A 19,354-nucleotide genomic window follows, 5' to 3' on the forward strand; every position below is an offset into this window, starting at 1 on the left:
AATTTATAAAGTCCAGTATTTTCTGGAAAATATTTTGTTGGCATAAATTCCTTTCACGTCAACAATTAAAGCATGCGGCAAAGTTATTTGGGCAAAATAGGCATCATCCAATGCTTTATATTCATTATGCGCTACGGCTATTACCACAATGTCGTAATTGTTTTGTATTTGATCAATCAATCCGAAACCATATTCTTTTAATAATGCTTCATGGCTAGCCCTGGGATCAGTAACATGCACCTGAATTTGAAGTTGCTGCAAGGCTGTTACCACATCTGCGATTTTTGCGTTGCGAATATCGGCCACATTTTCTTTAAAGGTGGCACCCATAATTAACACCTTAGCCTGCTTAACCACATCAACCGCAACAATTAAATGCTGAATAATTTTATCGGCAATGTATTTGCCCATACCATCATTAATCATTCGTGCAGCGGTAATAATTTGTGAGTTATAGCCTAACTTCGCAGCTTTGTAAGTTAAATAGTAAGGGTCAACACCAATACAATGCCCACCCACCAATCCGGGTGTAAAAGGCATAAAGTTCCATTTTGTTGCTGCAGCTGCTAACACCTCATGGGTATTTAATTCCATTTTATCAAAAATCATGGACAACTCGTTCATTAAACCAATGTTTAAATCACGTTGAGTATTTTCAATAATTTTAGCAGCTTCGGCCGTTTTAATATTAGGCGCAATATGAATACCCGCTTCAACTATTGCCCCATACAGAGTCGCAATTTGCTTAGTAGCAGTTTCATTACATCCGGCCACTACTTTTATAACCTTTTGTAAAGTGTGTTGCTTATCACCCGGATTAATTCGTTCGGGCGAATAACCGTACATAAAATCTTCGCCGGCTTTTAATCCGCTGTTCTGTTCAATAACAGGAATACAATCTTCTTCAGTACAACCCGGATAAACCGTAGATTCAAATACAACGGTACTGCCTTTACTAATAACATTACCCAACGTATGGCAAGCTTTAAGCAAAGGTGTTAAATTGGGAATACGCTCCCCATTTACGGGGGTGGGTACCGCTACAATATAAAATGAACAGTTTTTTAAGCACTGTTCATCATTCGAAAAAGTTATGTTTAATGCTTCAAATGCTTCCGCATTAAACTCTTGGTTGGGATCAATGTTTTGTTGTAGTAATTGAATTTTATTTACATCAATATCATAACCAACCACTTTAAATTTTTTTGCGAAAGCCAATGCCAACGAAAGGCCTACATAGCCCATACCAATAATAGCCACCGTGGGGTTGGGTTGCATACGCAATTGAATTTTGCAATTAATGCTGTGTAAATTCTTTCGGTTGTTTAAACAATTCTTCTTTTGGTAACTGTTTAAAATATTCGTAGGTTCTTCTTAGGCCTTCACTCCTATCAATGGTAGGTTGCCATCCTAATATTTCTTTCGCTTTGGAAATATCAGGTTGTCTTTGTTTAGGATCATCAACAGGTAAAGGCTTATAAACTATTTTCACCTTTGCACCTGTAAGTTTTAAAACTTCTTCAGCAAAATCTTTTAAACTTATTTCGTTAGGATTACCAATATTCACCGGATAAGGATAATCACTTAAAAGTAACCGATAAATTCCTTCAATTAAATCATCAACATAGCAAAAAGAGCGCGTTTGGCTACCATCACCAAAAACCGTTAAATCTTCACCACGCAAAGCCTGGCCTATAAATGCAGGTAGAGCACGGCCGTCATTTAACCGCATACGGGGCCCATATGTATTAAATATGCGCACAATTCTGGTTTCTAATCCGTGATAAGTATGATAAGCCATTGTAATAGCTTCTTGAAAACGTTTGGCTTCATCATACACACCCCTGGGGCCTATTGGATTTACATTTCCCCAATAGGATTCTGTTTGCGGGTGCACCAATGGGTCACCGTAAACTTCAGAAGTAGAAGCAATTAACATGCGTGCTTTCTTTTCTTTAGCTAATCCCAAACAATTATGCGTACCTAATGAGCCTACTTTCAGTGTTTGAATAGGTATTTTTAAGTAATCGATGGGGCTGGCCGGTGAAGCAAAATGCAGTATATAATCTAGGCGACCCGGCACATGTATAAATTTAGAAACATCATGATGATAAAATTCAAAATCCGGTAATTTGAAAAGATGTTCAATATTTCGCAAATCGCCGGTAATTAAGTTATCCATTCCAATTACATGGTAACCTTCTTTAATGAATCTATCGCATAAATGTGACCCTAAAAATCCGGCTGCGCCGGTAATTAATACGCGCTTTTTTTCCATTTATTTACATTTTTGGACGGCCAATACTTTCGTAATAAAAACCTTTATCCTGCATTGCTTTTACATCAAATAAGTTTCTGCCATCGAATATAACTTTATGTTTCATTTTTTGAACCATCATATCAAAATCAGGCGTTCTAAATTCATTCCATTCGGTAGCAATTATTAAAGCATCTGCATTGTTTAATGTACTGTACTGATCATTAGCATATTCAATAACATTACCAATTTGTTGTTTTACATTATGCATGGCCTCAGGGTCAAATGCGGTAACAGTTGCACCTTCAGCTAATAATGCTTTAATAATGTATAAAGCCGGTGCTTCGCGTATATCGTCGGTATTGGGTTTAAAAGCCAAGCCCCAAATTGCGAAGTGCTTACCTTTTAGTTGGTTATTAAAATAATGCTTTATTTTAGGCAATAAATGTAATTTCTGATTTTCGTTAACTGTTTCAACTGCTTTTAAAATTTTAAAATCATACTGCACTTGTTCAGCCGATTTAATTAAAGCCTGAACATCTTTGGGGAAACAACTTCCGCCATAACCAATACCCGGAAATAAAAATCGCTTCCCGATTCTTTCATCGCTACCAATACCCCGTCGAACCATATCTACATCAGCACCCAATCTTTCACACAACTGCGCAATTTCATTCATAAATGATATTTTAGTTGCCAAAAATGAATTGGCTGCATATTTGGTTAATTCTGCACTTTTTTCATCCATGTAAATAACGGGGTTACCCTGACGCACATAAGGTGCATATAGTTCACCCATTATTTTACGTGCTCTTTCCGAGGTAGTTCCTATTACTACTCTATCGGGTTTCATAAAATCATCAACAGCAACGCCTTCCCGTAAAAATTCGGGATTGCTTACTACGTCAAATTCACCTTTGTAATGTTCAGCTATAGCATTCCGAACTTTTTCGGCAGTACCAACAGGCACGGTGCTTTTATCAACAATTACTTTATAATCAGTTAATAACTTACCTAACTCACTTGCTACACCCAACACATATTTCAAATCGGCCGAACCATCTTCACCCGGCGGTGTAGGCAAAGCCAAAAAAATAATTTGTGCATCTTTTATGCCTTCAGCTAAATTGGTAGTAAAATCTAAACGCTTTTCATTTAAGTTACGAATAAATATTTTTTCCAAGCCGGGTTCATAAATAGTGATGGTTCCAGATGCCAGCTTTTTTACTTTTTTTTCATCAATATCAATACAAGTAACATGATTACCGGTTTCGGCAAAACAGGTGCCGGAAACTAAACCTACATATCCGGTTCCAACTACTGCTATCTTCATATGTTGTTATTTACGAATTTTAAAACGTGTGAGCTAATATATTCTAATTGTTCATTATCCAATTCTGTGTGCATGGGTAAAGAAATAACTCTTTCAGTAAGCCAATCGGTAACAGGCAAATTCACTTCAGGCAAACCAAATGTGCTAAACATTTTTTGTTTATGCCCCGGTACAGGATAATAAATCATTGAAGGAATTTTTTGCTCGGCCAAATAAGTATTTAATGCATTGCGGTTTATTCCGTTCAATACTAAAGTATATTGATGATACACATGATTGGTATAATTAGCCACTCCCGGAATTGTGATTGCAGCATTATTGGCAAAGGCATTGTTGTAAAATGCTGCAGCCGCATTACGAGCAGCAATATACTCGTCTAAATGTTTCAATTTAACATCTAAAATAGCTGCTTGTATAGCATCTAATCTGGAATTACAGCCCACCACTTCATGATAATAACGTTCTTTTTGTCCATGATTAGCAATCATCTTAATTTTTTCGGCAAGGGCATCATCGTTGGTAAAAATAGCGCCCCCATCTCCATAAGCACCTAAATTTTTACTGGGGTAAAATGAGGTACAACCAATGTGGCCGATGGTGCCGGTTTTAACAGTTTTGCCATTGCTAAACGTATAAGCACAACCAATAGCTTGTGCATTATCTTCAATTACATAAATATTGTGTGCATTAGCAATAGCCATAATAGCTTCCATATTAGCAGCCTGTCCATATAAGTGAACGGGCACAATTGCTTTCGTTTTGGGTGTAATTGCTTTTTGCAAAGCTTCCGGATCTATACAAAAAGTAACCGGATCTACATCAACAAAAACGGGGGTTAAACGCAACAAGGCCACTACTTCGGTAGTAGCAATATAAGTAAACGATGGGGTAATTACTTCATCGCCCGGTTGTAACCCTAATGCCATAAGGGCAATTTGCAAAGCATCGGTTCCATTGGCACAAGGAATAGTGTGTTTACTACCCATGTACTGATTGAGTGATTGAGTAAATCTTTGAACTGCAGGACCATTGATATAAGCAGCACTTTCCAAAACCTCCTCAATTCCTTGTTGTATGGCCTGCTTTATTTTCAGATACTGGCCTTTGGTATCTACCATTTGTATAGGCTTCATGGGCTTCATTTAAGTGCGGCAAAAGTAAAACAAAAACATAATTGAAAACAGTTTTACATATTTCATGCCATAAGTGGTACAGGTAATTGTATAAAAGTGTTTATTTGTGGTTACAATGAAGTGGCAATTACCTTTTTATAACCTTTTTTTAAGCCTTTACGTATTTGTTGCCCATGTTATAAAAGGCGGCAATAAAAAAGCTGCTTTGTGGCTAAAGGGCAGAAAAGATATTTTTGAAAAATTAGCTTTGGCTTTAAAAAACAACAAAGCACCAATCATTTGGTTTCATTGTGCAAGTATTGGTGAGTTTGAGCAAGGACGTCCTTTAATGGAACAGTTAAAATTGAAGTTTCCAAACTATAAAATTCTGGTTTCTTTTTTTTCACCATCGGGTTATGAAGCCAAAAAAGACGACAGCATAGCCGATTGGGTATTTTATTTACCGATAGATGGCAGCAAAAATGCCGAAAAATGGCTATCAATTGTACAGCCTTCTTTAGTTGTTTTTGTGAAATATGAATTTTGGTATTACTATTTAAAACGCATTCACGAAAAAAATATCCCGGCAATTTTAGTTTCGGGAATTTTTAGAAGCAACCAACCTTTTTTTAAATGGTATGGTGGGCTACATCGTTACATGCTACATTGCTTTAAACATTTGTTTGTTCAAAATGAGCAATCCAATCAACTGTTAACCAAAATTGGATTAGAACAAAAAACTACTGTAATGGGCGATACTCGTTTTGATAGAGTAATACATATAGCTAAAGAATTTTACGAGAATAACTTAATTGAACAACTGATTGATAACCGACAAGTAATTGTTGCTGGAAGTACTTGGACGGAAGATGATGAGGTGCTTGATCATTTTGCAAATACCCATCAGGAATTATTTTTCATTATTGCGCCGCATGAGGTTGATGAAGATAGAATTGCCGAATGTAAAAACTTATATAAGCATCATATTTGCTACTCAGATTTATTGGCGGGAGTTACCGCAGAAAATAAAAATGTTTTAATTATCGATAATATTGGTATGCTAAGCAAATTGTATCGCTATGCTACAATTGCTTATGTTGGTGGTGCCTTTGGCGATGATGGTGTACACAATGTATTAGAAGCCGCTGTTTATTTTAAACCGGTAGTATTTGGACCGGTTTACGATAAATTCGTAGAAGCAGCATCGCTTATTGAAGTGGGTGGTGCTTTTAGCATTGAAGATGCGCTTCACTTAGAAAAAATTTTCATTCAATTATTATCCGACCCCGAATACTATGGTAAAGTTTGCAACAGTGCCGGCAATTTCGTTTTGCAACATGCTGGTTCAACATATGGCATCATTCAATTTATTCAAGAAAACCTGCGCCTAACCAATTGATTAAAAACAGCTACTACTTCATTATCATCTTTCCAGCCTAACTTTTGTTGTAATTCTTTTTGCACCCAAAAAGCAGCTTCGGGGTAAAGTGAAAAATTATTAATTGTTTTAATACTCTTTTCAAATAAATTTTCATCGCCATTAAATAACTCTTTCACAAACAGATAGCGATCATTTATACCAATTGCTTTTCGTAAATCTTTAATAGGTGTTTCCTGTAAAGCGGCAGCCAATTCTTTTTGTTGTGGTTTTAATTTATCATTTAAACTTGTTACATTTTCAAAAACATTAGGCATATCCATTTTTTCCTTTGTTCCAACTGTTGCATTAATTTTAATGAAAGTGTTGCTTTTCAAACTATCATCAGTAATGGCATTTGTATGAACTTTTTGTTCTATGGATTGAGGTGATTGTTGTTGTGTGATAGGAGTTTGAAAAGGCATTACTACAGAAACAAAAGCATGCTCAGTTTTAACCGTTGTCATCTCTTCCTGTAAGGCTGTCCATAATTGTTGAATGGTAGTTAATAAATTAACCACGGGTTCGCCTGCGGCTCTTTGCTCATTTAATTTATGAAGAAGAGTATCTACAGTTTGCATAGTATGTAATACATTTGAGGTTTGAAATGATGGCTAAGTTAACAAGCTTTTTTCAATTAACACTTTATTAAAATGTTTATAGAACCACATATTAAAGGCGATAAAATTGGTTGGATAGAAGTAATATGCGGCAGCATGTTTAGTGGTAAAACGGAAGAATTAATCAGGCGCTTGAAAAGAGCTAAAATAGCCAATTTAAAAGTTGAAATTTTTAAACCGGCCATTGATACGCGATATGATGCTCAGGATGTAGTTAGCCACGATGCCAATGCTATTGCCTCAACTCCTATTGAAAACTCGCAAACTATTTTATTATTAGCACAAGATGTTGATGTGGTAGGCATTGATGAAGCCCAGTTTTTTGATGATGAAATTAGTGAGGTTTGTGAAAAATTGGCTTTACGTGGCATACGGGTTATTGTAGCCGGATTAGACATGGATTATTTGGGTAACCCATTTGGCCAAATGCCCAATTTATTGGCTAAAGCAGACTACATTACTAAACTGCATGCCATTTGTGTAGTATGTGGTAATATTGCCAACATATCACACCGTAAAACAGATCAAATGGGGCAAGTTTTATTAGGTGAAAAAGATATATATGAACCTCGCTGCAGAAAATGTCATCAAATTAAGCCTTAATGAATAAACAACATATAATTGCTTTAATTAAAAAAGATATTTTGCTGGAAACCAGGCAGCAATATACTTTTTATGGTATTCTTTTATATGTTGCCTCAACCATTTTTGTAGTGTATTTAAGCATGGGGCAGCCAGAAGATAAGGTATGGAATGCCTTATTTTGGGTTATTCAATTGTTCATTTGCATTAATGCGGTAGCTAAAAGTTTTTTAGCAGAAAGCAGAGGCAGAATGCTTTACTTTTATTCCATTGCCGGAGCCGGCGATTTTATTATTGCCAAGCTTATTTTCAACGCTCTGCTCATGCTGCTAATGAGTTTGTTAAGCTTGGCAGTATTTACCGTATTATTGGGAAACCCTTTAGCCAATGCCACTGCTTTTATTGGAATAAGTATGCTGGGCGGAATTAGTTTAAGCTTGGTATTTACTTTTTTAGCCGCTATTGCAGCAAAAGCAGAACAACAAGCTGCATTAATGGCTATAATGGGCTTCCCTATTATTATTCCACAATTACTACTTTTAATAAAAATTTCTTCAATAGGATTTGCAAGTGTTGTGCAAGGCGGTTTATGGCAAATGATTGCGTTAATGACCGGTTTAGATGCCATGGTAATCATTCTCGCCTACATTTTGTTTCCCTTTTTATGGAAAGACTAGAAACGCAAATGCCTTACCGTTAATCCATTATTTTTTAATTGAAGTAAAGAATCAATGCCAATTTTAATGTGCCTATCAACAAACTTGCTGGTAACCTTTTTGTCACTTGCTTCAGTTTTTACCCCTTCCGGTATCATTGGCGAATCGCTTACCAATAATAAAGCACCGGTTGGTATATGGTTGAAGAAACCAACGGTAAAAATGGTTGCAGTTTCCATGTCAATAGCATAAGCCCTTATTTTAGTAAGGTATTCTTTGAATTTTTCATCATGCTCCCATACCCTTCGGTTAGTAGTATAAACAGTTCCGGTCCAATAATCTACCTTATAATCACGAATGGTGGTTGAAATTGCTTTTTGTAAGGCAAATGCAGGTAATGCAGGAACTTCAGGCGGAAAATAATCATTTGAAGTTCCTTCGCCTCTTATAGCAGCAATTGGCAAAATTAAATCGCCTATCTTATTACGCTTTTTTAAACCACCACACTTCCCTAAAAATAAAACAGCTTTTGGTTCAATGGCTGAAAGCAAATCCATTACCGTTGCTGCACCGGGACTTCCCATGCCAAAATTAATAATGGTTATATCATTTGCAGTAGCACAGGTAAATGAGCGGTCTCTACCTACCACTTCTACATTATTCCATTCGGCAAATTTTTCAACATAATTACTAAAGTTGGTTAATAGAATGTATTCCCCAAAGTTTTCTAACTTTTCGCCAGTATAGCGGGGCAACCAATTTCTAACAATTTCTGCTTTTGTTTTCATAACTTTTTTATAATGTACTATTTGTTGAATAAAATGCTATTCGTCGGCAAAAAACTAAATTACCACCTACCCCTTTTAGTTTAACCGATAAAAGTAATAGTTTTTGGCAAATAATATTATTCTTTCAAAAAAAATATTAGCACACTATATTTATGCTTCTTTAGCGAAATTTTTAATCTTTTTGCATGATAATTCAACTTAAATATCCGCCACCGAACTTTCAAATAAAAAAAAAGAACGATAAGAATTTTATTTTTGATACTTACAGAAAACGTTGGATTTTATTTACCCCTGAAGAGTGGGTACGTCAAAATTTTTTAAACTATTTAGTGCATCAAAAAAATTATCCGGCTTCGCTAATAGCTGTAGAACAAGAAATTTCATTAAACGATAAAAAAAAACGCTTCGATATTGCTGTTTATAAAAATAATTTACCCTGGATGCTGATAGAATGTAAAGAAATGGAAGTAAAATTATCAATCCAAACGATTGATCAAATTCTAAGTTATCAACAAAAGTTACAATGCCAATTTTTAGTATTAACGAACGGGAATGAAACCTTTTGCTGGGATACTCATAATGCCGTGGCATTAAATCAATTACCCGACTATTAATTGATTGGACTATTGCCTGGTGCCACTTCTGCCATTCCCTTTTGATTAAGTTTATATGGAAGTGACCGAATTTTGAGTACACCGCCATTTTTTAGTGCACTAAAATCTTTCACTACTAAATTGGGAAAATATAAACTTCCACCTGTAGTGGCTGCAATGGTAACATAATCCGGGTGCACACCTATTTGCCCCCCGCATACCAATATTTGTATTGGTTTCTTTATTTGATTCACCAATACTATATCACGCACCGGCGCATAATTATCGGCTATAAGAAAAACCTCTTCGCAATTGTTACATGCTTCAAGGGCTTTTATAATAGCTTCACAAACATTTTCAGGCGTATCACCACCCGATCCTTTTTGCATGGCTAATTCCATTAAACCGGCTGCAGCTGCCATATTAACATACTTGGCAGTATATACTCCACCTGTTTTACCCACCACTTTTTTTTCAGTAACTATGTCATTACCATCATTAAAACATGCAAATGTGGATATACAATGCAAACTATCCATTTGCTGTAACCAATGTAACAGTTGAATAGTATATAATGACATACTGGCCGTTACATCTGCAATGACTAAAGCATTTTTACAAGGCAAACTTTTTAAACTGTGTAACAACCCTGTATCGGGCAAAGCAATAATGGCATTGGTAGAAGGATTGCTTCGTTTGGGGGTATCCTCTTCCCATTTTCTGGGTGGGCCTACTAAACAATATAGTTGCTGCGTTTTTTGATATTGCTGTACTTGTCTTCTCGTTAATATTCTTTTTTGAATGGCAATATTGGTTGGAATACTAAAACTTGAATCAAACTCGGTTAAATGAATAAAGGGGGTATCTGCAACTTGCAACAAAGGTCTGTTGTTAATATAAAACGTGGGAGTAGCAGGGCTTGATGTTGACCCATAAATTTCGTCCCAATACCTTACTTTCTGTTTTTTTGTAATAGGTTCTGATGAAGCAGTTGCCTTAGCAATTGCATTTGTTTTTTTTATTTCTGTTAATGATGTAACAGTTTGTTTTATTTGAATTAATTCTTTGTTCCTGTTTTCTAAAGTAACCGAATTTCTATAATGAATAACGAACCCGTGTTTTAATAAAGCGGCACTGTTTGCATCTTTCCCATCCATTTGCCGAATTACCCTCCATTGCGTAAAACTTTGATGATGAATAAATGGAATTAATTGCAATAAAGATATAAATCTTGCTGCATTTAATGCAAACAAATTATTGGATGCAGGATAATCGGTAAATACCAAATCAACAGATAAAATATCGGCATTTTGCAAATGACTAACTCCATTGGTATCCAAAAAATTAGATTGACCAAATGCCATAGGTAGATACAGCATATGCGTACTTATTGTATCTACCGAATAAACAGGTAACCGAATAAGGTTATCGCTTAATATTTTATTGATCCAATTAGGAGTTTGTGCCATAGAAAACAGAGGAAGTAATAAGATAACCGATAAGTACTTTAACATGGCACCAATTATTTTTCATCAATTTACAACTATTTATAATTGAAAAATAAATGAGCTGATTCTTTGAATAATTTGCCTATTTCTGTTCCAACATAACATTGCCTGTACCGAATCAAATAAAAAAGGCTGACTACTTAAAGCCAGCCTCGTTTATTTATAAAATAATTGATAACTACTATGGGAATATACCCAATTCATTATAAGAAGTAGCCACTTTATTAATAGCACAAACATAAGCGGCAGTGCGCATATCGGGTATTTCAGGATTGTTATTCCAAATTTCCATAATTTCCTGAGTAGCGGTAATCATGGTTTCTTCTAACCCACTATGTACAAGGTCAACTTCTTCAGGACCATGTAATATGAATTTGCGTTCTGCTTCGGATACATTTTTGCTGGTTAAATTTTCCATTTGGCTTAAAATATGCATATTCATATTCTCGGTAAATCTTTTTTCTAAACGGCCATAACGTACATGCGACAGATTCTTTAACCATTCAAAATAAGATACTGTAACACCACCTGCATTCAAATACATATCAGGTACTATTAAAACTCCTTTTTTATTAAGAATTGCATCAGCTTCAGGAGTTAAAGGACCATTAGCCGCTTCACCAATAATTTTTGCTTTAATTCTATCTGCATTGGTTTCATTAATTACATTTTCCAATGCGGCAGGAATTAAAATATCGCATTCCATTTCTAATGCTTCTTTGCTATTGGTTATATTGGTAGCGCCGGGGAAGTTTAGAATTGAGCCGGTTGCTTTTCTGTGTTGAAAAACTTCTTCTTCATTTAAACCATTTGCATTATAAATGGCACCTTCATATTCAGCAATGGCAATTACTATTGAACCATGTTCTCTGAAGAATTTGGCAGAATGGTAACCCACATTACCTAAACCTTGAACAATTACTTTTTTGCCCTCAACACCGGGTGTTAATCCTAACTTCTTCATTCTATCGGCCATGTTGCACACTTCGCGAACACCATAAAAAACTCCTAAACCGGTAGCTTCTTTTCTTCCTCTAACACCACCTTGCGAAACAGGCTTTCCGGTTACACAACCGGCAGCATCTAATTCACCGGGTTTTAATGAAGCATAAGTATCTACTATCCATGCCATTTCTCTTTCTCCTGTTCCATAATCAGGTGCCGGAACATCAATACCGGGGCCAATAAAATTTTTCTTAACCAATTCACTGGTGTAGCGGCGCGTAATTTTTTCTAACTCATATGCACTGTAATTCCGGGGATTAATTTTAATACCACCTTTTGCACCACCGAAAGGCACATTTACAATGGCACATTTATAAGTCATTAAGCTTGCCAAAGCCATCACCTCATCTTGGTCAACAGCATCACTAAAACGAATACCACCTTTACAAGGAGTTTTGTGCTGGCTGTGTTGCACACGATAAGCTTCAATTACTTCAATTCTACCATCATCCATTTTTACGGGGAAACGCATTCTGTAAACACTGTTACAGGCTTTAATTTGTTCTAATAAACCTTTATCCCATTTGGTAAATTTTGCTGCTTTATCAAAACTGCGTTCAACGTTATGAAAAAAGCTGTACTGTTCATTTGACATAATCAATCGTTTTAATATTAATATATCGATTTTATGAAGAAATTGTTTTTAAAAATAATAAATTTAAAGCATTTAATTTATTTTTTATTTATCCTTTTCTATTTGGCGCAACTTCCTGTCTAAAGCAAAGAGGTATATAAACAAACCCAAAACAATAACTATAACTACTGCCATAACTACATAAATCTTTCCATTGCTTTTCATTAAACTGCCATCATCCGGCACATTGGTTTGTGCCAATACAACATAGTTAATTAGTAAAAATGCGCAAGTGAGTAGCCAAAATTTTGATTTTTGTATCATTAGTTATAAGCTTTTTCTTTAATAAAGTAAAGGCGTATGCGTAAAGTTGTAATCCAAACGCCCAATAAGGTCCAACCAAAAACTGCCGGCCAAAACACTAAACGCATGGAAGCATCTAAATCGTTTCCATTTAAAGCAGGATTTCCATCGCTGCCTAACCCACCCGGATGCAAACTTTCTACTAACCTGGGTAAAATCCAAATAGATGGGTACAACATGAAGAATGCAAAAATATTATATACGCCACCCACCCTAGCTTTCTTCTCTTCGTCATTTAAAGACCCCCTTAAAACAAAATAGGCCAAATAAATTAATAAGGCAATGGCAGCACCATTCTGCTTCGCATCACCACTCCATGCTGCTCCCCACTGATATTTTGCCCAAATAGCACCTGTAATTAAACCTAATATACCAAATACAATTCCGGTTCGGGCAAATTCAAGTGAATAGGCATCATATTTCTTTAAGGGATTACGCAAGTATTTAATCGCATAAATGAATGACACTAAAAACAAAATGTTCATTCCAAACCACATTGGTACGTGGAAAAATAAATTACGGATACTTTGCTGCAAAGGAACACCCGGTGGTGTTGGCACTTTTACCAAAAAACCCATAGTACAAGTGTACATTAATAAAACAAAACTTAATATCTTCCACCAGGCTAACTTAATCATAATAAATGGGCTGAGCCAACAAATTTAGTTCAGCAAAATTAGTGCTTTGCCATCCAACTAAAGCATAACAAATTTAAAATTTACGCAAACATTAACCTACCAGCATTTTGCATAAACACTATTTAAACAATATTGCAAATTTTTAGAAATTGTATGCAAAAAAATGGTTTAATTAGCGTAATGTTCAACCCATTATTAAATATAGACCAACTTTCAGTTGATTTTGTACATTATCACCAATCAACTTCGGCTATTAAAAATGTTAGTTTAACTGTTCAAAAGGGGGAATGGGTAGCCATAGTTGGTGAGAGCGGTAGCGGAAAATCGGTTACCGCCTTATCAGTTCTACAATTAATAAGCGGCTCGCAGGTTCATTATAAAAATGGTCACATTTATTTGAACGTGAATAACGAAACTATTGATTTACTAAAAGTTTCTAACAAGCAATTACGTTCAATAAGAGGTAATAAAATAGGCATGGTATTTCAGGAACCAATGTCATCATTAAACCCTTTAATGACTTGCGGTGCTCAAATTGTAGAAGCTTTACAAACGCATGTAACCATATCTTCAAAAAAAGCGCAACAAAAAGCAATAGAATTGTTGCAACAAGTTGAATTAAAAGATCCTGAAAGCATTTTCAGAAAATTCCCTCACCAATTAAGTGGTGGCCAAAAGCAAAGGGTAATGCTTGCTATGGCCATGAGTTGCCAACCCGATTTATTAATTTGTGATGAACCCACCACTGCTTTGGATGGAACAGTACAAAAAAAACTACTCGATTTATTGCAGCAACTGCAAAAAAGTCAAAACATAGGAATATTATTCATTAGCCACGATTTAGGAGTTGTAAAGCAATATGCCCATAAAATTATGGTTATGTATAAAGGGCATATGGTAGAATGCAATACCACCCAACAAATATTCAATAACCCGCAGCATCCTTATACCAAGGCGTTGTTGGCATGCCGTCCTTCCAATTATAAACATAATGAAGTTTTGCCATTGGTACAAGACTTTATAGAAGAATTACCTACCGGGGAAATAATAGAAAAAAAACAAATAAATAAATCAGCAATTACAAACCCCTTTTATTCAACAAAAGAAAACAATGAAAAACAACCTATTCTTCAATTAAACAATGTTTGCGTAAGCTATGTATTAAAGAAAAATTGGCGTGGACAACCTATTGCTGCCAAAGAAGTTGTAAAACAAATTTCAATGGAAGTATTGCAAGGCGAAATTTTTGGCATAGCCGGCGAAAGTGGTTGTGGTAAAAGCACTTTAGCAAAAGCCATTATGCAAATTGTACCCTTAGCGAAAGGATCTATTTATTTCAAGAATGCACCCATTACCAAGCACACAAAACAAGCCATACAAATGGTGTTCCAAGATCCGTATGCTGCGTTAAACCCACGGCAAACCATTGGCGCAGCCATTGCCGAACCTATGAAGGTTTATCAATTATACCATTCGGCTGAAGAGCGCAAAAAGCAGGTTTTACAACTCATGGAGAAAGTAAAATTACCGGCACAATATTTTCATAAATATCCCAGGGAACTCAGTGGTGGGCAACGGCAAAGAGTAGTAATAGCCAGGGCTTTGGCGGTAAAACCTGAATTCATCATTTTTGATGAAAGTGTTGCTGCGTTAGATGTTAGTGTTCAAGCTCAAATTTTAAATTTAATTAATGAATTAAAACATTCATTCCGGTTCAGTGCAATTTTCATTTCACACGATTTGGGTGTTTTACAATATTTATGTGATAAAATTATGATTATGTACCAAGGCAAAATTGAAGCTATGGGTACGCCTGAGCAGATATTTCAAAATGCCAACAGTACATACACCCAAGAATTGATAAATGCCATATTATAAAATATTCTATTAGTTATACATTCGTTTTGTAATAAGCGCAAATAATGGTAACTTTGCCAACTTCAAAAATTCATGCCGTAACATGAAGCGAGTCGCCCCGTAAGGCGGCGGCAAACTGAATGTGGCTATCATTTAAAAAAGATATGACACATGAAACTTTCACAATTTCGTTTTGATTTACCCCTAAATTTAATTGCCCAAACCCCCACCAAACGCAGAGAAGACAGCCGAATGATGGTAGTTGACCGTAAAACCGGCAACATGGAAAACAAACACTTTCGCGACATTTTAGATTATTTTGACGACAAGGATGTGTTTGTTGTCAATAACACCAAAGTATTTCCGGCCAGAATGTATGGTAGAAAGGAAAAAACAGGTGCTAAAATTGAAGTTTTTTTACTTCGTGAATTGAATAAACCCAATCGTTTATGGGATGTAATTGTTGACCCCGCCAGAAAAATTAGGGTGGGTAACAAACTTTATTTTGGTGATAATGAGGAATTGGTTGCTGAAGTAATTGATAATACCACCAGCCGTGGACGTACCATACGCTTTTTATGGGATGGGGATGATGCCAGTTTTAAAGAAATGTTGGAAACCTTAGGTGAAACACCCCTGCCTAAATACATTAAGCGCAAACCTGATGAGGAGGATAAAGAACGCTATCAAACTGTTTATGCAAAATACGAAGGTGCTGTTGCTGCACCTACTGCCGGCCTTCACTTCAGTAAAGAATTAATTAAACGTTGTGAAATTAAAGGTATTCGTTTTGCTGAAGTAACACTTCACACCGGTTTAGGCACATTTCGCCCAATTGAGGTAGAAGATTTGAGCAAACATAAAATGGATGCAGAATACTATCAAATAACAGAAGAAGCATGCCGTATTGTAAACACAGCTAAGCAAACAGGTCATAGAGTTTGTTCTATTGGCACCACTACCATGCGTGCCATGGAAAGTAGCTTTACTGCACAAAAATTATTAAAACCTAGCGAAGGATGGACCAATCATTTTATTCACCCACCTTATGAATTTAGCGTTGCTGATAGTTTAGTAACCAACTTTCATTTACCAAAGACAAGTCTTTTAATTATGACTTGTGCTTTTGCAGGGTATGAATTAACTATGGAAGCTTACAAAAAAGCTATTAAAGATAAATATCGCTTTTTTAGCTATGGCGATGCTTTATTGATACTTTAATTAAAATAGTTGTTTGAAAAAAAGACTGCCGCAAATGCGAGCAGTCTTTTTTTTTGAAAACTTAGATATTTTATCTGCATCTACTCTAAACCAAATAAACCTTTGTTCAATAGTTGCAAAGTTTCCTTTTTATAACCGGATGGTACTAACAATGAAATATTGTGTGGACTTCCGCCATAACTTACCATACGAACAGGAATAGTGTGAATAGCATCAAATAACTTTTTCAGCACATCTTTCGTTTCGGCTATTTGGTTACCGACAATAGAAATAATTGTTTGTTCAGTATCAATTTCAACTACACCAAAAGGTTCTAATTCTCTAACAATTTCTTTTAAATAAGTAGGTTGATCAATTGTAACTGACACAGCCACTTCAGAAGTGGTAATCATATCAATAGAAGTTTTGTATTTTTCAAACACTTCAAAAACTTTTCTTAAGAAACCATAGGCCAATAACATTCTACTGCTTCTAATTTTAATGGCAATGATACCATCTTTGGCAGCAATTGCTTTTACACCAACACTTCCAGCCTCATGCATTATAGTTGTGCCTTTTGCTGAAGGTTGCATAGTATTCAATAACTTAACCGGCACATTTTGTTGCTGTGCAGGCCAAATACAAGTAGGATGTAAAATTTTTGCCCCAAAATAAGCTAACTCAGCAGCCTCATCGAAACTAAGTTGTTCTATGGCTACAGTTTTATTTACTACACGTGGATCATTATTGTGCATACCATCTATATCCGTCCAAATTTCACAAACACTTGCATTCACAGCCGCAGCTATCAATGAAGCAGTATAATCACTACCACCACGCTTTAAATTATCCACCTCACCACGTGCATTTTTACAAATATATCCTTGGGTAATAAACAATTTAACGGAAGGGTATTGTCGTAATAAATCGTTCAATTTTGTTTTAATAGCAGGTAAGTCAGGTTCTTCATTAGCATCTATGCGCATGAATTCGAGTGCCGGCAATAAAACGTGATTAATTCCTTGCTCTTCTAAATAAACAGAGAATAAACGAGTACTCATTAATTCACCTTGCGCCAAAATATCTTTATTCAATGCATCGCTGAATGAAATGCGGGTAATGATATGTAAAAACTCAAAGTGCTCCGCTACAATACTTTTGGCTTTTTGCAAATATTGAGGCTGTTGCACCAACGATTGAATAAAATTCTGATAATGCCCTTCTAATTGTTCAATAAGTTTTCTGCCTTCTTCTTTATTGCCAACAGATAATGCGTTACTTATTTCAACCAAAGCATTTGTAGTACCACTTAATGCACTTAAAACGGTAATTACGGGTTCATTACCCTGAGTTATTAGTTGCGCCACTTGGTGCATTCTTTCCGGTTTGCCTACACTGGTGCCGCCAAACTTCATTACTTTCATAGTTGCCTGCTGTATTTTTTAAATAAAATAAAATTTATATTTAACGAATAAGTAGCTTTAACCAATTTTCGTTAAATTGTTTGCAAAAGTAATAGGCAATATGCATATAGCATTGCACTTTTTAAATAACAAACGTTAGTAGATTATAAAAGCAATAAAATGAACCTGAACGCACATTCTATATCATTATGGTTAATGATAATGCTGTATGTTACAGCAGGTTGTAATCATTTTATTCGCCCGAGAATATATATTAAAATCATGCCTGATTATTTCCCTTTAAAATGGTGGTTAAATTATGCGGCAGGACTATTTGAAATTGGTTTGGGAATAGCACTTTATTTTGATGCCACCAGGTATTGGGCTGCCTGGCTAATTATGGCTATGCTTACAAGTTTTTTCCCCGTTCACATCCATATGCAACAATTGGCGCCTTTTAAATGGGGAAAAATTACTATTACCAAGAAAATAGCTTTCATTAGAACTCTATTGCAGTTTGCCTTAATTTATTGGGCGTATACCTTTACACGATAAGTTATAATACCCTGTTGAATGGTTTTTGATTGGCACATCCGATGTTTGGACCGGGTGTAACATGCAAATAATTACAAAAATATTGGTAGTACCCCATACGACTATATTGAGTATATGGCTTATTATTTCCACATTCAATACCGCCATTTATAATATTGATTACCGTACCAAAGCCGGGCAAAATATTGCGTGAACTATCATATGCATTAGGTTTCCAAATGCCTGCCATTACCTCATGGCAACTAGGCTTGGGCTTTTGCGGATGCATCCAAAACCACAAAGCAGAAGCAAAACTTACTACCCCGTTGGTAGCTACTATTTCGGGATGTTGCAATAATGAGTCTTTATTCCCAAATAAAAATTCACTAAACTGACCATAATTGTAATTCCAACTTAATTGTAAGGGTCCTCGTCCATGGTACGATTTTCCCGGAACCGGCATCCAATTTTTTTTTGAAGTATCTGAATATTGTTGACAACCATTAAGGCATGCTTGTTCCTCAACAAAATGCAATCCCCATTTAAAATAACCATCGGGTGCGGTAGGCCACCCACCCCCGGTTTCATAAGCCATATTTGCCAAAAAAGCCGCCAACTCCCTTTTTTGCAAAACTTTATCATTAGTATTTAAGAAATCAGGGAAATACTGAAGCGCTTGTAAAAATGCATTGAAGGAATAAAAATCGTTTGAAGATTGACCATTCTTTATACCAAAGCGATGCGGAAATAACTCATTCCATTTTTGGACATTTAAATATTGTAAAACGCGTTTTTGAACCGGAAGTAATTCTGATTGATTTGCTTTTATTGTTCCATTGTTAAATAGCGGTGACGCATTTGTTATACTAACAGTGCAAAGCAAAAGCACAATTATTAAAGTTCTAATCATTTTA

19 protein-coding genes are annotated in these 19,354 nt (G+C 35.7%); 7 read left to right on the plus strand and 12 right to left on the minus strand.

All coding sequences use genetic code 11. The features are described from left to right. Nucleotides 1-3 precede the first annotated feature (3 nt). From LX80_RS05530 to LX80_RS05545, 4 genes are read right to left on the minus strand one after another with little or no spacing between them, the layout of a single operon-like run. A complete protein-coding gene (locus LX80_RS05530) occupies nucleotides 4-1,278 on the minus strand; it encodes a nucleotide sugar dehydrogenase (protein WP_111294107.1) in 1,275 nt (424 codons plus the stop codon). A 19-nt stretch (nucleotides 1,279-1,297) separates the two neighbouring features. After that, on the minus strand, nucleotides 1,298-2,278 hold the full coding sequence (locus tag LX80_RS05535) for a UDP-glucuronic acid decarboxylase family protein (protein WP_111294109.1): 981 nt from the start codon (nucleotides 2,276-2,278) through the stop codon (nucleotides 1,298-1,300). Between the two features lie 4 nt (nucleotides 2,279-2,282). Further along, nucleotides 2,283-3,590: a UDP-glucose dehydrogenase family protein gene (locus LX80_RS05540; RefSeq protein WP_111294111.1), complete on the minus strand. Its 1,308-nt coding sequence runs from the start codon at nucleotides 3,588-3,590 to the stop codon at nucleotides 2,283-2,285. Then, complete coding sequence (locus LX80_RS05545) at nucleotides 3,587-4,723, minus strand: DegT/DnrJ/EryC1/StrS family aminotransferase (protein ID WP_111294652.1); 1,137 nt, start codon at nucleotides 4,721-4,723, stop codon at nucleotides 3,587-3,589. Before LX80_RS05545 ends, LX80_RS05540 begins: the two co-directional genes overlap by 4 nt. Before the next feature lie 115 nt (nucleotides 4,724-4,838). Between LX80_RS05545 and LX80_RS05550 the strand changes: the two genes are divergently transcribed. After that, on the plus strand, nucleotides 4,839-6,101 hold the full coding sequence (locus LX80_RS05550; RefSeq protein ID WP_111294113.1) for a 3-deoxy-D-manno-octulosonic acid transferase: 1,263 nt from the start codon (nucleotides 4,839-4,841) through the stop codon (nucleotides 6,099-6,101). Here the strand turns inward: LX80_RS05550 and LX80_RS05555 are convergent. After that, the gene (locus LX80_RS05555) at nucleotides 6,074-6,700 is read right to left on the minus strand and encodes a hypothetical protein (protein ID WP_111294115.1); all 627 of its coding nucleotides are present in this window, start codon (nucleotides 6,698-6,700) and stop codon (nucleotides 6,074-6,076) included. The genes LX80_RS05550 and LX80_RS05555 overlap by 28 nt on opposite strands. Nucleotides 6,701-6,772: 72 nt before the next feature. Between LX80_RS05555 and LX80_RS05560 the strand changes: the two genes are divergently transcribed. Both LX80_RS05560 and LX80_RS05565 read left to right on the plus strand, forming a co-directional pair. Further along, the gene (locus LX80_RS05560) at nucleotides 6,773-7,342 is read left to right on the plus strand and encodes a thymidine kinase (RefSeq protein ID WP_111294117.1); all 570 of its coding nucleotides are present in this window, start codon (nucleotides 6,773-6,775) and stop codon (nucleotides 7,340-7,342) included. Further along, nucleotides 7,342-7,998 carry a heme exporter protein CcmB gene (locus LX80_RS05565; RefSeq protein ID WP_111294119.1) on the plus strand — a complete coding sequence of 219 codons (657 nt, stop codon included), beginning with the start codon at nucleotides 7,342-7,344 and terminating at the stop codon, nucleotides 7,996-7,998. The genes LX80_RS05560 and LX80_RS05565 overlap by 1 nt, the downstream gene beginning before the upstream one ends. On the opposite strand, the gene LX80_RS05570 is transcribed toward LX80_RS05565, so the two are convergent. After that, nucleotides 7,995-8,765 carry an AMP nucleosidase gene (locus LX80_RS05570; protein ID WP_111294121.1) on the minus strand — a complete coding sequence of 257 codons (771 nt, stop codon included), beginning with the start codon at nucleotides 8,763-8,765 and terminating at the stop codon, nucleotides 7,995-7,997. The two genes, LX80_RS05565 and LX80_RS05570, sit on opposite strands and share 4 nt — an antisense overlap. Nucleotides 8,766-8,950: 185 nt before the next feature. Between LX80_RS05570 and LX80_RS05575 the strand changes: the two genes are divergently transcribed. Next, nucleotides 8,951-9,379, plus strand: a complete 429-nt coding sequence (locus tag LX80_RS05575) for a type I restriction enzyme HsdR N-terminal domain-containing protein (RefSeq protein WP_245897997.1) — start codon at nucleotides 8,951-8,953, stop codon at nucleotides 9,377-9,379. Here LX80_RS05575 and LX80_RS05580 read toward each other — a convergent pair. The 4 genes from LX80_RS05580 to ccsA form a co-directional block, all read right to left on the minus strand. Continuing rightward, the gene (locus LX80_RS05580; RefSeq protein WP_146250394.1) at nucleotides 9,376-10,872 is read right to left on the minus strand and encodes a hypothetical protein; all 1,497 of its coding nucleotides are present in this window, start codon (nucleotides 10,870-10,872) and stop codon (nucleotides 9,376-9,378) included. The genes LX80_RS05575 and LX80_RS05580 overlap by 4 nt on opposite strands. A gap of 175 nt (nucleotides 10,873-11,047) precedes the next feature. Then, on the minus strand, nucleotides 11,048-12,466 hold the full coding sequence (locus LX80_RS05585) for a Glu/Leu/Phe/Val family dehydrogenase (RefSeq protein ID WP_111294125.1): 1,419 nt from the start codon (nucleotides 12,464-12,466) through the stop codon (nucleotides 11,048-11,050). An 84-nt stretch (nucleotides 12,467-12,550) separates the two neighbouring features. After that, nucleotides 12,551-12,769: a CcmD family protein gene (locus tag LX80_RS05590; RefSeq protein ID WP_111294127.1), complete on the minus strand. Its 219-nt coding sequence runs from the start codon at nucleotides 12,767-12,769 to the stop codon at nucleotides 12,551-12,553. Then, nucleotides 12,769-13,446 (minus strand): cytochrome c biogenesis protein CcsA, encoded by a 678-nt coding sequence (gene ccsA / locus LX80_RS05595; protein ID WP_111294129.1) that lies wholly within the window; start codon nucleotides 13,444-13,446, stop codon nucleotides 12,769-12,771. Before ccsA ends, LX80_RS05590 begins: the two co-directional genes overlap by 1 nt. A gap of 153 nt (nucleotides 13,447-13,599) precedes the next feature. Between ccsA and LX80_RS05600 the strand changes: the two genes are divergently transcribed. Together LX80_RS05600 and queA are read left to right on the plus strand one after the other, a co-directional pair. Continuing rightward, nucleotides 13,600-15,324: a dipeptide ABC transporter ATP-binding protein gene (locus tag LX80_RS05600; protein ID WP_245897998.1), complete on the plus strand. Its 1,725-nt coding sequence runs from the start codon at nucleotides 13,600-13,602 to the stop codon at nucleotides 15,322-15,324. 150 nt (nucleotides 15,325-15,474) lie between these two features. Beyond that, complete coding sequence (queA, locus tag LX80_RS05605; protein WP_111294131.1) at nucleotides 15,475-16,524, plus strand: tRNA preQ1(34) S-adenosylmethionine ribosyltransferase-isomerase QueA; 1,050 nt, start codon at nucleotides 15,475-15,477, stop codon at nucleotides 16,522-16,524. A gap of 80 nt (nucleotides 16,525-16,604) precedes the next feature. Here the strand turns inward: queA and LX80_RS05610 are convergent, their stop codons facing one another. Beyond that, a complete protein-coding gene (locus LX80_RS05610) occupies nucleotides 16,605-17,927 on the minus strand; it encodes an aspartate kinase (RefSeq protein ID WP_111294133.1) in 1,323 nt (440 codons plus the stop codon). A 159-nt stretch (nucleotides 17,928-18,086) separates the two neighbouring features. Between LX80_RS05610 and LX80_RS05615 the strand changes: the two genes are divergently transcribed. Further along, the gene (locus tag LX80_RS05615; protein ID WP_146250395.1) at nucleotides 18,087-18,461 is read left to right on the plus strand and encodes a DoxX family protein; all 375 of its coding nucleotides are present in this window, start codon (nucleotides 18,087-18,089) and stop codon (nucleotides 18,459-18,461) included. Between the two features lies 1 nt (nucleotide 18,462). On the opposite strand, the gene LX80_RS05620 is transcribed toward LX80_RS05615, so the two are convergent. Next, nucleotides 18,463-19,350 (minus strand): chitinase, encoded by an 888-nt coding sequence (locus tag LX80_RS05620; RefSeq protein ID WP_111294658.1) that lies wholly within the window; start codon nucleotides 19,348-19,350, stop codon nucleotides 18,463-18,465. Nucleotides 19,351-19,354: the final 4 nt, after the last annotated feature.

The sequence above is a fragment of the Hydrotalea sandarakina genome, from assembly GCF_003254115.1.
Lineage (GTDB): Bacteria > Bacteroidota > Bacteroidia > Chitinophagales > Chitinophagaceae > Hydrotalea > Hydrotalea sandarakina.

Bases quoted from the DNA above. Each gene is read 5' to 3' on its own strand.
- LX80_RS05540 (WP_111294111.1), bottom strand. From the start codon at position 3,590: ATGAAGATAGCAGTAGTTGGAACCGGATATGTAGGTTTAGTTTCCGGC.
- LX80_RS05555 (WP_111294115.1), bottom strand. From the start codon at position 6,700: ATGCAAACTGTAGATACTCTTCTTCATAAATTAAATGAGCAAAGAGCC.
- LX80_RS05615 (WP_146250395.1), top strand. From the start codon at position 18,087: ATGAACCTGAACGCACATTCTATATCATTATGGTTAATGATAATGCTG.
- LX80_RS05600 (WP_245897998.1), top strand. From the start codon at position 13,600: ATGCAAAAAAATGGTTTAATTAGCGTAATGTTCAACCCATTATTAAAT.
- LX80_RS05585 (WP_111294125.1), bottom strand. From the start codon at position 12,466: ATGTCAAATGAACAGTACAGCTTTTTTCATAACGTTGAACGCAGTTTT.
- LX80_RS05545 (WP_111294652.1), bottom strand. From the start codon at position 4,723: ATGAAGCCTATACAAATGGTAGATACCAAAGGCCAGTATCTGAAAATA.
- LX80_RS05550 (WP_111294113.1), top strand. From the start codon at position 4,839: ATGAAGTGGCAATTACCTTTTTATAACCTTTTTTTAAGCCTTTACGTA.
- LX80_RS05535 (WP_111294109.1), bottom strand. From the start codon at position 2,278: ATGGAAAAAAAGCGCGTATTAATTACCGGCGCAGCCGGATTTTTAGGG.
- ccsA (WP_111294129.1), bottom strand. From the start codon at position 13,446: ATGATTAAGTTAGCCTGGTGGAAGATATTAAGTTTTGTTTTATTAATG.
- LX80_RS05590 (WP_111294127.1), bottom strand. From the start codon at position 12,769: ATGATACAAAAATCAAAATTTTGGCTACTCACTTGCGCATTTTTACTA.
- LX80_RS05620 (WP_111294658.1), bottom strand. From the start codon at position 19,350: ATGATTAGAACTTTAATAATTGTGCTTTTGCTTTGCACTGTTAGTATA.
- LX80_RS05565 (WP_111294119.1), top strand. From the start codon at position 7,342: ATGAATAAACAACATATAATTGCTTTAATTAAAAAAGATATTTTGCTG.
- LX80_RS05530 (WP_111294107.1), bottom strand. From the start codon at position 1,278: ATGCAACCCAACCCCACGGTGGCTATTATTGGTATGGGCTATGTAGGC.
- LX80_RS05610 (WP_111294133.1), bottom strand. From the start codon at position 17,927: ATGAAAGTAATGAAGTTTGGCGGCACCAGTGTAGGCAAACCGGAAAGA.
- LX80_RS05580 (WP_146250394.1), bottom strand. From the start codon at position 10,872: ATGTTAAAGTACTTATCGGTTATCTTATTACTTCCTCTGTTTTCTATG.
- LX80_RS05570 (WP_111294121.1), bottom strand. From the start codon at position 8,765: ATGAAAACAAAAGCAGAAATTGTTAGAAATTGGTTGCCCCGCTATACT.
- queA (WP_111294131.1), top strand. From the start codon at position 15,475: ATGAAACTTTCACAATTTCGTTTTGATTTACCCCTAAATTTAATTGCC.
- LX80_RS05575 (WP_245897997.1), top strand. From the start codon at position 8,951: ATGATAATTCAACTTAAATATCCGCCACCGAACTTTCAAATAAAAAAA.
- LX80_RS05560 (WP_111294117.1), top strand. From the start codon at position 6,773: ATGTTTATAGAACCACATATTAAAGGCGATAAAATTGGTTGGATAGAA.